Source organism: Patescibacteria group bacterium (assembly GCA_035549555.1).
Classification (GTDB): Bacteria; Patescibacteriota; Microgenomatia; order UBA8517; family UBA8517; genus Co84-156.
The window spans coordinates 506692-520252 of sequence record DASZQR010000010.1 but is presented as its reverse complement, the minus strand read 5'-3'; the positions used below and the strand labels follow the sequence as shown (position 1 = coordinate 520252).

12 protein-coding genes and 1 tRNA gene are annotated in these 13561 nt (G+C 35.1%); 10 read left to right on the top strand and 3 right to left on the bottom strand.

The window, feature by feature from the left end:
• Positions 1-17 precede the first annotated feature (17 nt).
• On the top strand, positions 18-2423 hold the full coding sequence (gene lon, locus VG895_03590) for an endopeptidase La (GenBank protein ID HWA52109.1): 2406 nt from the start codon (positions 18-20) through the stop codon (positions 2421-2423).
• 113 nt (positions 2424-2536) lie between these two features.
• Complete coding sequence (locus VG895_03585) at positions 2537-3454, top strand: hypothetical protein (protein HWA52108.1); 918 nt, start codon at positions 2537-2539, stop codon at positions 3452-3454.
• A gap of 3 nt (positions 3455-3457) precedes the next feature.
• Here VG895_03585 and VG895_03580 read toward each other — a convergent pair.
• Both VG895_03580 and VG895_03575 read right to left on the bottom strand, forming a co-directional pair.
• Positions 3458-3530: transfer RNA gene (locus VG895_03580), tRNA-Glu, on the bottom strand.
• Between the two features lie 27 nt (positions 3531-3557).
• On the bottom strand, positions 3558-4445 hold the full coding sequence (locus tag VG895_03575) for a lamin tail domain-containing protein (GenBank protein HWA52107.1): 888 nt from the start codon (positions 4443-4445) through the stop codon (positions 3558-3560).
• Between the two features lie 175 nt (positions 4446-4620).
• Between VG895_03575 and greA the strand changes: the two genes are divergently transcribed.
• From greA to VG895_03545, 6 genes are all read left to right on the top strand, one after another.
• Entirely contained in the window at positions 4621-5088 is a 468-nt protein-coding gene (gene greA, locus VG895_03570; protein HWA52106.1) for a transcription elongation factor GreA, read from the top strand.
• A gap of 3 nt (positions 5089-5091) precedes the next feature.
• Positions 5092-5340, top strand: a complete 249-nt coding sequence (locus VG895_03565) for a hypothetical protein (GenBank protein ID HWA52105.1) — start codon at positions 5092-5094, stop codon at positions 5338-5340.
• 81 nt (positions 5341-5421) lie between these two features.
• Positions 5422-6876 (top strand): lysine--tRNA ligase, encoded by a 1455-nt coding sequence (gene lysS, locus VG895_03560; protein HWA52104.1) that lies wholly within the window; start codon positions 5422-5424, stop codon positions 6874-6876.
• A complete protein-coding gene (locus tag VG895_03555; GenBank protein HWA52103.1) occupies positions 6873-7439 on the top strand; it encodes an HDIG domain-containing protein in 567 nt (188 codons plus the stop codon). The genes lysS and VG895_03555 overlap by 4 nt, the downstream gene beginning before the upstream one ends.
• Positions 7440-8675, top strand: a complete 1236-nt coding sequence (gene serS, locus VG895_03550) for a serine--tRNA ligase (protein ID HWA52102.1) — start codon at positions 7440-7442, stop codon at positions 8673-8675.
• Positions 8676-8762: 87 nt separating this feature from the next.
• Positions 8763-8993 (top strand): hypothetical protein, encoded by a 231-nt coding sequence (locus VG895_03545; protein HWA52101.1) that lies wholly within the window; start codon positions 8763-8765, stop codon positions 8991-8993.
• 4 nt (positions 8994-8997) lie between these two features.
• Here VG895_03545 and VG895_03540 read toward each other — a convergent pair whose 3' ends face one another.
• Entirely contained in the window at positions 8998-10134 is a 1137-nt protein-coding gene (locus tag VG895_03540; GenBank protein ID HWA52100.1) for a replication-associated recombination protein A, read from the bottom strand.
• Positions 10135-10152: 18 nt separating this feature from the next.
• Between VG895_03540 and VG895_03535 the strand changes: the two genes are divergently transcribed.
• The gene (locus tag VG895_03535) at positions 10153-10779 is read left to right on the top strand and encodes a fused MFS/spermidine synthase (GenBank protein ID HWA52099.1); all 627 of its coding nucleotides are present in this window, start codon (positions 10153-10155) and stop codon (positions 10777-10779) included.
• A gap of 11 nt (positions 10780-10790) precedes the next feature.
• A complete protein-coding gene (secA, locus tag VG895_03530) occupies positions 10791-13508 on the top strand; it encodes a preprotein translocase subunit SecA (protein ID HWA52098.1) in 2718 nt (905 codons plus the stop codon).
• Positions 13509-13561: the final 53 nt, after the last annotated feature.

Sequence of the window (13561 nt, the reverse complement as noted above, 5' to 3'; positions counted from 1 at the left end):
TAGACTGCTAACAACTTATGGCAAACGATACTAATAAACTTCGTTTTCAAAGAACTGTCCCTGTAGTTGCGATTCGTGATAGCGTGGTTTTTCCTCATACTGATTCCATACTTTCTTTTGGGCGAGCAAAATCAATTGATGCAGTCAATGCTGCGTTTCAAGATGACAAAATAATTGCAATTTTTAATCAGAAAGATCCAAATGTAACTGACCCAACCCCTGAAGATTTATACGAAATTGGAACTATTGCGACAGTTACTCAAATGATGAGCACTGATGATGAAATTCATGCGATGATTAAAGGGCAAGCAAGAGTTCGCCTTGATGAAGTGCTTGCAGAGGAACCTTATTTTATTGCAAAAGTTTCAGAATTAAGCGAAACAGATATTAAAACAGATGAGGTAACTGCACTTTCAAATCAACTTTATGACATTTTCAAAAGAGCTGTAAATCTTGGAAAAGGAGTAGAAATTACAACTGTGATGAAGATTCTTTCTGGAAATATTGAGCCAATAGAACTAGTTGATAGTGTTTCATCTCTTCTTGATGTGAAATCTGCTGAAAAACAAAAAATATTAGAAATTCTCTCTGTAAAAGACCGATTTAAAAGAGTTATTGAATTAATGGGGCATGAAGTAAATGTTCTTGATCTTGAAAAAACAATTTCAATGAAAACCCAAAAGAAATTGGAAGATCAGATGAAAAAAGCAATGCTTCGCGAGAAGAAAAGAGTAATTGAAGAAGAGCTTGAAGGCGGAGATGAAGATAGCGATCTTAGCGAATTGAAAGAATACAAGAAAAAAATTAAGGCAGCAAAAATGCCAAAGGAGACTGAAAGCAAGGCTCTTAAGGAATTGAAAAGACTTGAGCAGATGTCTGCAAATAATCCAGAATCTGGATATGTTAGAAATTATTTAGACTGGCTTGTTGAGATGCCTTGGAGCAATTCTTCTCCAAATAATGTTTCAGTCAAAAAGGCAGGCAAGATTCTTGATGAAGAACATTTTGCAATTGATAAAACTAAAGAGAGAATTTTGGAATATCTTTCTGTCATGAAAATGAAAGAAAAAGCAAAGAAAGCTGAAGATTCACAACCAACAATACTTTGCTTTGTCGGGCCTCCAGGAGTCGGTAAAACATCGATTGGAAAATCTATTGCAAAAGCGTTAGGGCGAAAATTTGTCAGAGTTTCTTTGGGAGGAATTCGCGATGAAGCTGAAATAAGAGGACACCGAAGAACTTATGTGGGAGCAATGCCTGGACGCATTATTCAAGGAATGAAGAATGCTGGTACAAATAATCCTGTTTTTATGCTTGATGAAATTGATAAATTGGGAATGGATTATAGAGGAGATCCAAGCAGTGCGCTTCTTGAAATATTAGATCCTGAGCAAAACAAAGAGTTTTCTGACCATTATTTAGAAGTACCATTTGATTTATCAAAAGTAATATTTATTGCGACAGGAAACGTGACTGACACAATTCCTGGACCACTACTTGATCGTATGGAAGTTATTCGCTTTGCTGGATACACAACTGATGAAAAATTTGAAATTGGAGATAAATTTTTGTGGCCAAAAGTTTTGAAATTACATGGAATTGATGACAGGAAAATAAAAATTGAAAAACGCGCGCTTAAAGAAATAATTGAAAGTTATACAAGAGAAGCTGGAGTACGTAATTTAGAGCGAAACTTAGCGACAATTTGCAGAAAAGTTGCGAGAGAAATTGCTGAGAAAGGGAAATATCCTAAAGTCATTACTTTGAAAGATGTTGTAAAGTTTTTGGGACCAAGAAAATTTAGCTCTCAAATTGCTGAGAAAAAGGATGATGTAGGAATAGTTACTGGGCTTTCGGTAACTACTTTTGGAGGGGAAATTTTATTTATAGAAGTTTCTTTGATGCCTGGGACTGGAAAGTTAATTTTAACTGGACAATTAGGTAGTGTAATGAAAGAATCGGTTAAAGCTGCGTATACCTGGACTAGATCTCATTGGAGACAACTAGGTCTTCCTGAAAATTTTGCAAGGGATATGGATATCCATGTACATGTTCCGGAAGGAGCAATTCCAAAAGATGGACCTTCGGCTGGCGTTTCTATGACTACAGCTTTGGTTTCTGCATTGACTCATATTCCTGTTCGAAAAGACGTTGCAATGACGGGAGAGATTACGCTTCGAGGACGCGTGCTTGAAATTGGCGGATTAAAAGAAAAAGTTATTGCAGCACACCGTGCTGGAATAAAAACAATTATTGCACCGAAAGATAATGAAAAAGATATGGTTGATGTGCCGCAAAGCGTCAAGGACGATGTAAAATTTTATTTTGTAGATCATTATGAAGAAATTCCGCCAATTGCTCTAAAGGGATGGAAATCTATAAAACAAAAGGAAACTGTAACTCCAACTGTAGCTACTGTATAATGTGAACCTATTGTATACGATTCGGAATCAAGTCATTCCTGAACTCATCCAATGCTATACTAATTTTGGCAAAAATATCTTAAAAACTAACAATTTTACTTTATAATATTAATATGGAACCAGCAGACAAAATATTAATCGCTAAAGAAGAAAAAACAGATAAAATAGACTACCCTTTTCTAACCAAACTTACTGAAGATTATCCAAATTCTTCGGCAAAACTTAAAGAACAAATACCAAAGTGGAAGGCAGGCGTAGATAAACTATCTGGAATACCAGGATTAGGTAACGAACTTTTACAAACGATGGATTATGTATCAAAATCAGAAGAAGAAAAATATTTCATAGACACAGCTTCAGAAATACAATCTATATTAGAAAGAGAAACAAAAGATAAAGTTTACTTCGTAAGTCTAGGCAAAGAGGGTGGGAGTGGTCCATACATATCCGATCAAATCAAAGCTAAATTACCTGAAAATCTGAGAGATCGAGTAGAAAGTTTACTTTCAACACGTGTTGACATAAATACTCATACAAAAGAAAATCAAGGCAAAAATGGAATACATTATTTTATTTGTGATGACAGTGCCAATTCAGGTAGACAATTAGAAAGCTGCTTGGGTGCTTTTGACTGGTACGCTAGAAAGAATTCAGAAAGAAGACTATTTGACCGAGCAAAAGATATAAATGTTCATATTAGAATGATGCGTATTGCAGATCCAGCTGTTGGCATTATCAGTAAATATGTAGATAAAGCAAAAAATTCACATTTACATATAGACAACAAATCACCTCGTATGCCTTTAACATCAGATGCACTGTTTAAAATTGGCGCCAATCCAAGTAAGTTGTCTCAGGAAGCTCAAAACGCAATCTTATACACACACCACAATTGGGAAGGAGCCATATTAGGCTTTTTCTATCACAAAATTCAAGATAACCTTCCTCCAATTTTAATTCCAGGAAGAAATAGATATGAAAGTTTAACTCCGCTTTTATCAGATACTGAAGTAATCAAACCTTACCAATAATTGTGACCCCATTGGAATTCGAATCCAAGTTATCAGAATGAGAATCTGATGTCCTAGGCCACTAGACGATGGGGTCAATAATCATATTTTACCAAATTTGCGGTTATAAATTAAATCCACAGAAGATTTGGGGAACGCTGAGGATAAACCAACCTGTGTTAATAGTTATGTAATTTACTCTGCACGTAAATACTAATGGATGGAAAGGAAATGGAAAATTTGTTGGCGTTGGAGACATTGTTGGTGTTTCAATAGGACTTACAGTTGGTGTAGTTGTTGGTGTTGAAGTTGGAGTCATAGTGGGTGTTGGTGTCGTGGTAGGCGTTGATGTTGGTGTACTTGTAGCTGTCGGAGTTGCGGTAGGTGTGGATGTTGGAGTTGGAGAGGCAGTTGGTGTTGGCGTTGAAGTTCCCCCTGTTGAATTCATTGGGTCTGGAGTGTTTTGGACAGCAAAATCACTTGAGTTATTATCTGTATCCGTACTTGGGCTAATTCTTTCTATACTTTTTCCGTCGCCTGGATTGACTGTAGCAGTTCCTTCGAAGTCTGATGCTGTTCCCATCCCAACTTTGTCGATAACAGTTGTTCCGTCGCTGCCATAAAGTAAAACTGTGCTATTTGTTGAAACTGTTGGCGATCCATCATCGTATGTTAGATCTCCGGTTGTAGGACCTGGATATGTATCGCTTGTAATGAGGAAGAAACCATTAGCTGGAACTGTTCCTGACATAGTTGCGACTAAATCTCCTTCTGTTCCGCCCTTTGTTTTTCTAGTGAGTTTCCAATTAGATAGATCGACTGCTGAGTTTGTAGGGTTAGCAAGTTCTATGAATTCATTGGTAGAATGACCTGTTCCTGCTCCGGCTATTTGGATTTGATAAATATCAACATGATCTGTTTCAGCTAAAACTGATGAATTTTGGGATGAAATGAATGAGATTAAAACAGTTAAAATAAATGTTGCAAAAAGCCAAGGCAGTGCTTTTTTCATTGAATATAATTTATATTAAAAGGATGTTTTATCCCGTGTCAAGGGGCAAAAGTGATGTTGTTTGATTTTATTTAGTACACTTGACAACGATTGTGGGAAGTCATAAACTACCTGAAGTTTTAAAAAGGTAAACCACTTTACTTAGATACCTGGGGGTATTTTTTTGAAAGGTTTTATGCAAAACAAACCAGTACAATTAACAGAAAAAGCTTTTGGAGATTTGCAAAAAGAGCTTAAAGAATTAACAGATGTAAAAAGACCAAAATTGGTTGAAAGATTGTCTCACGCTATGGCTGAGGGAGATCTTGCTGAGAATTCTGACTATCATAATGCAAAAGAAGAACTTGAGTTTTTGGATGGGCGTATTGATGAACTTTCGGTTGTTGTGAATAATGCTGTAATAACAAATGACAATGCAAAACAAACTGGAAAAGTGGGAATGGGGACAAGAGTTACAGTGAAAATTGGGGGAAAAGAGCAGACTTTTACAATTGTTGGAGAATGGGAAGCGGATGCTGCAAATAAGAAAATTTCTCCAAGCTCTCCTCTTGGACAAATGCTTATGGATAAATCAAAGGGAGAAAAAATTGAAGTTGAAGCACCAGCTGGAAAAGTAATGTACGAGATTGTTGAGATTGAATAAATTATGCCAAGAGAACAGATAGATTCAGATCGAAATACTTGGACCCGCCTTCCTAAAAGCAAGACTACTAGTTTTGAACTTGCTCATTATATGGTTGAGTGTGGGTGGATTAAAACTGAAGATGAGATTTTTGTTGTATTAACTGAGGAACAAGAAAAAAATCGGCGGGAAATAATTGCCAGTCCGCAACAAGAAACTCAGAGTAATTGGTCTAAATTGCCATCACCACCTTTTAGTAAAAAACTTTTTTAAAATATTGATTAAATTATTATCTTCAATGAAGAATGTTTGAAATTTCTTGTTAATTTTTCATTCTGAGTTTATACTTCAACTATGGCTACACGCTTAGATAGTATTCGCGAAGAGAGAGTTAAAAAGCTTGAAGAATTAAAAAAACTTCATATTAATCCTTATCCATCAAAAATAAGTTTAAAGGGAAAACATATTGAGATTGATGAAGCCCGTAAAAAAGAAGGGTCAAAAGTAATGGTTGCTGGGCGAATTATGGGAATGCGCGGGCATGGAGCTATCCTTTTTGGAGATGTTAGAGACGAAACGGGAACAATTCAATTTTTGGCAAGCGAGAAAAATTTAAGTGAGAAATATCCAATTTTAAAATTGATTGATGCTGGAGATTTTTTGGCAGTTGTTGGAAAAATAATGAAAACACAAGCTGGAGAGATAACTGTTGAGGTAAATGATTTTCAATTACTTAGTAAATCTATTAGGCCACTTCCAAGCGAATGGTTTGGACTAAAAGATGAAGAAGATAGATACAGACAAAGATATGTTGATTTGATTTTGAATGAAAATTTAAAAGAAATATTTAGAAAAAAAGCAATTTTTTGGCAATCGATGCGCAATTTTATGATTGATAAAGGATTTCTTGAAGTTGAAACTCCAGCTCTTGAAAATACTGCAGGAGGGGCTGATGCGAATCCTTTTGTGACACATCATCAAGCTCTGGATATTGATTTATATCTTCGAATTTCTATGGGAGAGCTTTGGCAAAAGCGACTTATGGTAGCAGGATTTGATAAAACTTTTGAAGTTGGAAGGCAATTTAGAAACGAAGGAATTGACCGAGAACATTTACAGGATTATTCACAGATGGAATTTTATTGGGCATATCACAACTATGAAGATTCTATGAAACTTGTTGAGGAACTCTATAAATACATTGCAGAGAAAGCTTTTGGTACACTTAAATTTGAAATTAATGGACATAAAGTTGATTTGGGAAAGTTTTGGAAGAGAATTGATTATACAGAAAGTATAAAAAGTAAATTTAATATTGATATAAATAGTGCAAGCGATGAGGATTTGAGAAATAGGCTTAAAGAACTTAGAGTGGCTTTTGAAAAGAATGATGAGCGAGGGCGATTGATTGATTTAATTTGGAAACAAGTGCGAAAAGAGATTAGTGGACCGGTATTTTTAGTAGGGCACCCAGTTGAAGTGTCACCGCTTGCAAAGAGAATGGAAGATCGTAATAATTTTGTTGAGCGTTATCAAATAATACTTGCTGGAAGCGAAATGGGAAATGGATATAGCGAACTTAATGATCCAATTGATCAAGCTGAAAGATTTGCTAAACAACAGGAAATGCGCGATAAAGGAGATGAAGAAGCACAAATGCAGGATGCTGACTTTGTACGAGCGCTTGAATATGGAATGCCTCCTGTTACTGGATTTGGAGTTTCTGAAAGATTATTTAGTTTTTTGGCAAATTTGCCAGTAAGGGAAGCAGTTTTATTTCCATTACTACGGCCGGAGAATATTAAATGACAAGAGAAGAAGCTTTAGATTTGTTATATAAAAACATGCAGTCGCCTAATTTGCGAAGGCACTGCCTTGCAGTTGAAGCAGTTATGAGAGCACTTGCAAAAAGATTTGATGCTGACGTTGAATCCTGGGGAATTGCAGGACTACTTCATGATGCTGATTATGAAAAAGTAAAAGATACTGCAACGAAAGACCATACTAAAAAAGTAATTGAATGGCTTGCAGAATATGATACTGGGGATGATATTAAAAATGCAATACTTGCTCATGGATGGGGATTTGTTGAAGGAAACCTAAAACCAAATAACAAAATGGAATGGTCTTTGTATTGCTGTGATGAACTTACAGGATTTATCGTAGCTGTAGCTCTTACTCGACCAAATAAAACTCTTGCTGAAGTAACAGTTGAATCAATGCAGAAAAAATGGAAAGAAAAAAGTTTTGCTGGAGGAGTTAGTCGCGAACAAGTTGCAACTTGCGAAGACGAGCTTAATATTCCTTTGGAGGAATTTATGGATATTGCACTTAAAGCAATGCAAGGGATTAGTGAGGAGCTTGGATTATAAATGCTTGATATTAATTATATTAGAGAAAATACAGAAGAAGTTAAGAAAAAAGTTGCGAGCAAGAATTTTGATCCAAAGATTGTTGATGAAGTATTAAAACTTGATGAAAATAGAAGAAAACTTCTTACTGAAATTGAAGAGCTAAGAGCTGAGCGAAATGATGCTGCAAAAAATAAGAATATTGAAAAAGGTAAGGATTTAAAGGAAAAACTTCAGAAATTAGAACCAGAAAGTGAAAAGGCAAATCAAGAATTTACTCAAAAACTAAATGAAGTTCCAAATTTGCCAGCTGATGATGTAAAAATTGGAAAAGGTGAAGATGAAAATGAAGAAATTAAAAAATGGGGAGACATTAAAAAATTTGATTTTGAAGCAAAAGATCATCTGACTCTTGGAACAAATTTAGGAATTTTAGATTTTGAAAGTGGCGCTAAAGTGACAGGTTCGCAATTTTATTATTTGATTGGAGACGGAGCATTACTTGAACTTGCTCTTATTCATTATGCTTTTGAAATTTTAACAAAAGAAGGGTTTACTCCAATAATTACTCCAGATTTGGCGAAATCCAGATATTATTTGGGGACTGGATATTTGCCAAAGGGTGATGAAGCTCAGACCTATGAAATAAAAGATTCAGATTTAGGATTAATTGCAACTGCTGAGGTAACCCTTGCTGGGCGTCATGCAGATGAAGTTATTCCAGAGAATAAATTGCCAATTAAATATATTGGTTATTCTCATTGTTTTAGGCAGGAGGGTGGTGCTTATGGAAAATATTCCAGAGGGCTTTATCGAGTACATCAATTTAGTAAGGCTGAGATGTTTGTATATTGTAAGCCTGGAGACTCAGATAAAATGCATGATTATCTTTTAGGGTTGGAAGAAAAAATTTATCAGGGCTTAGGAATTCCCTACCGAGTTCTTAAACAATGTACGGGAGATTTGGGCGCAATTGCAGCTCGCAAATATGATATTGAGGCGTGGATGCCAGGACGAGGAGAATATGGGGAAGTTACGTCAACTTCAAATTGTACAGATTACCAAGCTCGTAATTTAAATATTAAATATAGAACAAAACAAAATAAAAACGAGTACATTCATATGTTAAATGGTACTGCTATTGCGACGTCACGAGTTCCTGTTGCAATACTTGAAAATTATCAAAATGAGGATGGAAGTGTAGATATTCCTAAAGTACTTCAGAAGTGGATGGGAAAAAATAAAATAAGCAAATAAGCAATGCTTGTCACTTTGTGATAAGCTCTTGCATTTTTCTTACAGGAAACATAAATTGTTCATACCTCATGAGTTTAAATTGCAATCATGGCAACAATCATTAATAACCCTCCAACTACGGCAAGCCAAGTCCCTGCTCAAACTAATGATAATAATAGTAATGCGAACTTACTAGTTGCAATTGTCTTTATGCTTTTATTTTTTATTCTTTTTGTATATTTTTTGGTTCCAATTTTAAGAAGAGCTGCAAGTCCAGCTCCTGCTGCTCAAATTAATGTTCCAAAACAAATTGATGTGAATGTAAATGGAAGCAAATAAATGGTTATTTGTAATATTTTTTATTCTTTAATTTTTCAGGTAATAAGCTTTCTTTTGAATACATTTCGTAATTTTTACCGTAACCTAAATTTTTCATTAATTTTGTAGGTGCGTTTCTAATAATCATTGGCACGGGAAGATTGCCAAAGTTTTCTACATCATGGAGAGCTTCCATATAACCTTCATATGCTCTTCTGTCTTTCTTTGCTAACGCCAAGTAGACAACTCCGTGAGCTAGATTTTCCTGGCATTCTGGAAGCCCAATTGTTTCGCATGCTCTAAAAACTTCATTTGCAACGACTAATGCAGTTGGCTGCGCCATACCAATATCTTCTGAGGCAAAGATTACCATTCTCCTTGCGATATAAAGAGGATCTTGCCCCGCTGCAATCATTCTGGCTAAATAATATAAAGCAGCATCAACATTACTTGCGCGCATACTTTTTATAAATGCTGAAATAACATTGTAGAATTCTTCACCTTGCTTGTCGAAAGTTAATTGTTTTCGCTGAAGTGCTTCTTCAATATCTTTTATATCTAAAGTTTTGTTTATTGAAAGATTGGATGCAATTTCTAGAACATTAAGTAAGACTCTGGCGTCACCATTACTGGAATCGAGTAAAAATTGTTTGGCATCTTTATTAATATCTTTTTTGAGCAATTTAAGTCCTCGAGTAAGAATTTCATTCAGGTTTTCTTCGCTGTGTCCCTTGAGTACTATTACTCTACAGCGAGATAAAAGAGCTGAAATGATTTCAAATGAAGGATTTTCTGTCGTTGCTCCAATTAAAATGATTGATCCTTTTTCAACATACGGAAGCAATTTATCTTGTTGAGCTTTATTAAACCTATGAATTTCGTCAATAAAAATTATTGGTTGATTGGTCGCTGATTTTAAAATAATTTCAATATCTTTTATTTTTGTACTTACAGCTGAGAATTCGTAAAATTCGCGTTTTAATTCTTTAGCAATAATGCGAGCAAGAGTTGTTTTTCCTGATCCTGGCGGGCCCCAAAAAATTAATGATGGAAAGAAATTTTTTGCTAGTAATAATTTTTTAATTGTTCCAATAACGTTTTCTTGGCCAACATAATTATCTAAAGTTGTTGGCCGCATTTTTTCAGGAAGTGGAATTTGCATGATTGTATAATATCATTTATGAAAGTAAACGAACTTCTTTCAGGAACACGGGTTTTATATCAAGATAAAAAATGGAAAGTTATTAAAGACTTTGCCTGGGGAACTTATATCCAATCTGGTGGTCTTACACAAAGCGGAGGAATTGTGACTAAAATCTGGAAAGAAACTTTGAAAAAAGTAATTGATATTAAACCTGTAGCTGAAAATATTTTAATATTGGGACTTGGAGGAGGAAGTGCTGCAAAACTTGTTTCGCAATACTGGGTGAATTCAAAAATTACTGGAGTTGATATTAATAAAAAAATTGTAGAGCTTGGGAAGAAATATTTGAAGCTTGATGAAAATAGTATAGGTATTCAAATTCAGGATGCATATGGATTTATTTTGACCACAGATAAAAAATATGATTTGATTTTGGTTGATTTATATAATGGAGATAAATTTCCAGAAGAATTTGAAAGCGAAAAATTTATAAAAAGTGTTAAAAGTAAGCTTACAAAAGGAGGAATTGTTGTTTTTAATAGACTTTATGGAGCTGATCGACGCACACAATCTATGAAATTTGGAAGAGTACTTGAAAAATATTTTAAAAAAGTAGATTATATAATCCCAATGGCAAACGTCGACTTTGTCTGCTACAATTAGGTTCAATTAATATGAATATATTTTCTAAGATACTTGATGTTAATGCACGAGAGCTTGATGAGTTTAAGAAAATAGTTAAGAAAATAAATGAGCTTGAGCCAAAAATGGCAAAACTGAAAGAAGCAGATTTTGCAAAAAAAACTGCTGAATTTAAGAAAAAAATCCAAGCATCAAGCGATATTGAGAAGACTTTAAACGAAATACTTCCTGAGGCATTCGCACTTTCCCGTGAGGCATCTTTTCGAGTTTTAGGACAAAAACCTTATGACGTACAGCTTGTTGCTGGAATTGCACTTTTTAAAGGACGGGTTGCGGAACAAAAAACTGGAGAAGGGAAAACATTATCGGCTGTTGCACCTTTATATTTGCGAGCACTTGCAGGAAAAGGTGTACACCTTGTAACAGTTAACGACTACTTGGCTCGCTTGGGAGCTGGATGGAATGGGCCTGTGTTTGCATTACTTGGAATGAAAGTGGGAGTAATAGTGCAAGAAAGCAAATCGTTTATTTATGATCCAAAGTTTACTGATAAGTCGCACGGCGATGAAAGACTTTATCACCTTAAACCATGTGAACGCAAAGTCGCATATGAAGCTGATGTTACTTATGGAACTAATAATGAATATGGATTTGATTATTTGAGGGACAATATGGTTCAAACACTTGCTGAAATGGCTCAACGCGGGCATTATTTTGCAATTGTAGACGAAGTTGACTCAGTTTTGATTGATGAGGCCCGTACTCCTCTTATTATTTCAGCTCCAGATAATGACCCGACTGATAAATATTATAAATTTGCTGAGATTATAAAGGACCTTGATCCTGAAACACATTACACAATAGATGAAAAATATAAGAGTGCAACTTTAACTGAGAAAGGAATTGAGCAAGTTGAGAAAATTTTGGGATTAAATAATCTTTATGAACAAGATTTTGAGGCAATTCATCATATTGAAAATGCACTTCGAGCAAGAGCTCTTTATTTAAGAGATCGAGAATATGTTGTAAAAGACGGCGAAGTAATTATTGTTGATGAATTTACTGGAAGACTTATGGTTGGAAGACGATGGAGTGATGGACTTCATCAGGCGGTTGAGGCAAAAGAAGGAGTTGTGATTCAGCAAGAAAGCAAAACTCTTGCCACAATTTCCTTTCAAAATTATTTCAGAATGTATGATCATCTTTCCGGAATGACTGGAACTGCTTCAACAGAAGCTGGGGAATTTAAGAAAATTTATAAACTTGAAGTTGTTGTTGTGCCAACGCATAGGCCAATGATTCGAAAAGATCATGCTGATGTAATCTATAAAACAATTGAAGCAAAATATAAGCAAATCGCTGATGATGTTGCTGAAATGCATAAAAAAGGACAGCCAGTTTTGATTGGAACTACGTCAATTGAAAAAAATGAAATAATTTCTGAATTCTTAAAGAAAAGAAAAGTTCCACATCAACTCTTGAATGCAAAAAACCACGAGAAGGAAGCTGAAATAATCGCACAGGCTGGAAAAAGCGGAGCTGTGACCGTTGCTACAAACATGGCAGGAAGAGGAGTGGATATTATTTTGGGAGGAAGCAAGCCTGAGAAAAAAAGCGAAATTAAAAAATGGGAAAAAGATCACGAAGAAGTTGTAAAATCGGGAGGACTTCATGTTGTTGGTACAGAGCGACATGAATCACGAAGAATTGATAATCAACTTCGAGGGAGGTCTGGACGACAAGGAGATCCTGGGTCTTCAAGATTTTATTTGTCAGTAGAGGATGATTTAATGAGAATTTTTGGAGGAGATAGAATCGGATCTTTAATGGAAACACTTAAAATTCCTGAAGGACAACCAATTGAAAACCGTTTAATTTCAAAAGCAATAGAATCGGCACAAGTAAAAGTTGAGGGATTTCATTTTGATGCACGTAAACGTGTTGTTGAATATGACGATGTAGCTAACCAACAGCGAGATATTATTTATAAACTGCGAAAAAGAATATTGGAAGCAGAAGACTTGAAGAGAGAAGTTTTAGAAAAACTTGATCATCAAGTTGAAAAGATTATGTTTGAATACCCCGATGATAAAAGGACAAAAAGAATAACAAATTCTGATGACAGAATTTTTGAAGAATTAGTTGCTGGGCTTGCCGAAATAGTTCCATTTGATGACAACTCTTTGAAAAATATAGAAGCACAGGCGAAAAGGATTAGCAAAAAGATAGAAATGCAGAAGTTTTTGATAGATACAGTGCATCAAGCGCACGCGGCACGCGAAAAGCAAGTTGGAGAAAAAATTATGAGGCAAATTGAAAGATTTGCATATTTATCTTCGATTGACCATCTTTGGATAGATCACATTGATCATATTGAAGACCTTAGACAGGGAATTGAGCTTCGGGCTTATGGACAACGCGATCCTGTAGTTGAATTTAAAAACGAAGCATACGATCTTTTTGAAACTTTGATTGATAGAATTGATGAAGAACTCTCAAGAAGAATTTTTAGAATTGATGTCGGGCGAATGCCAAATGAAATTCCCCAGAATCCTATGACTAATACAGATACAACAGATATGATGGGATTAACTGGTGCAATACAAAAGCCAAGTAAAGACAATCAAGTAAAAATCAAATCAACAAGAATTGGGAGAAATGATCCTTGCCCATGCGGAAGTGGTAAAAAGTTTAAAAAGTGCGGACTTCTTAATACTGAAGAACATCAGAGATTGATGGCTAATAAGTAACTTCAGGATTTTTTCAGAGTTGACGAGATAATATTTCTTCAGTTAGGATAAAT